The following is a 615-nucleotide window of genomic DNA, read 5'->3' on the forward strand; positions in this document are numbered from 1 at the left end:
GGTTAACCGAATAGGGGAGCCGAAGGGAAACCGAGTCTTAACTGGGCGTTAAGTTGCAGGGTATAGACCCGAAACCCGGTGATCTAGCCATGGGCAGGTTGAAGGTTGGGTAACACTAACTGGAGGACCGAACCGACTAATGTTGAAAAATTAGCGGATGACTTGTGGCTGGGGGTGAAAGGCCAATCAAACCGGGAGATAGCTGGTTCTCCCCGAAAGCTATTTAGGTAGCGCCTCGTGAATTCATCTTCGGGGGTAGAGCACTGTTTCGGCTAGGGGGTCATCCCGACTTACCAACCCGATGCAAACTGCGAATACCGAAGAATGTTATCACGGGAGACACACGGCGGGTGCTAACGTCCGTCGTGAAGAGGGAAACAACCCAGACCGCCAGCTAAGGTCCCAAAGTCATGGTTAAGTGGGAAACGATGTGGGAAGGCACAGACAGCCAGGATGTTGGCTTAGAAGCAGCCATCATTTAAAGAAAGCGTAATAGCTCACTGGTCGAGTCGGCCTGCGCGGAAGATGTAACGGGGCTAAACCATGCACCGAAGCTGCGGCAGCGACACTATGTGTTGTTGGGTAGGGGAGCGTTCTGTAAGCCGTTGAAGGTGT

General features: G+C 53.0%; 1 rRNA gene. It reads left to right on the forward strand.

Features of this window, described 5'->3' with window-relative positions:
• A 23S ribosomal RNA gene (locus OGY13_RS00005) occupies nucleotides 1-615 on the forward strand; the annotation flags it as partial.

The organism is Citrobacter sp. Cpo045 (assembly GCF_030332875.1).
Lineage (GTDB): Bacteria > Pseudomonadota > Gammaproteobacteria > Enterobacterales > Enterobacteriaceae > Citrobacter > Citrobacter portucalensis.